A 577-nucleotide genomic window follows, 5' to 3' on the forward strand; every position below is an offset into this window, starting at 1 on the left:
GGTTGATGTCGCGCGACTGCTGCACGCTGCCGGCGAAATGCGTGAGGTTGTCCAGCGCGATGGACAGGCCCAACGGCAGGGCCAGGGCCAGCGCCATCACCATGATGGTCAGCAGCGTGGCCCACGGCTTGCGCCAGGCACGGCCCAGGCTGAACACCACGCTGTGGCCGTGGTGATGCAGCCACACGCCCAGGCGCGACGGTGCCGCGGCTTCCTTGTTGGTGGGTGTGTTCATTCGGCCAGGTCCTGCGGCGAGATGTCGTCGATCAGCTTGCCGTGGTCCAGGATCAGCACGCGCTTGCGCATGTGCCGGAGCAGGGCCAGGTCGTGGCTGACCACCAGCACGCTGGTACCGCGCTCGGGAAGCTCGGCGAACAGCGCCATGATTTCTGCCGCCAGGGTGGGGTCGAGGTTGCCGGTGGGTTCGTCGGCGACCAGCAGCCGCGGTTCGCTGACGATCGCGCGGGCGATGCCCACGCGCTGCTGCTCACCCGCCGACAGCTGCGACGGCAGCGCTTTTTCGCGGTGGCCCAGGCCCATCCGCTCCAGCACCGAGCGCACGCGCTTGCCGATATCG

The 577-nt window shown here is 68.8% G+C and carries 1 protein-coding gene and 1 pseudogene; both read right to left on the reverse strand.

What is annotated here, in order from left to right:
- Positions 1-235 (reverse strand): annotated as a pseudogene (locus DBR34_RS20450) (ABC transporter permease); the annotation flags it as partial.
- Positions 232-577: ATP-binding cassette domain-containing protein (locus tag DBR34_RS24365; protein ID WP_258224205.1), on the reverse strand; the 346-nt coding region annotated here is incomplete at its 5' end. The gene DBR34_RS24365 and the pseudogene DBR34_RS20450, both read right to left, overlap by 4 nt.

This window comes from Stenotrophomonas sp. HMWF003 (genome assembly GCF_003061285.1).
Lineage (GTDB): Bacteria > Pseudomonadota > Gammaproteobacteria > Xanthomonadales > Xanthomonadaceae > Stenotrophomonas > Stenotrophomonas maltophilia_AP.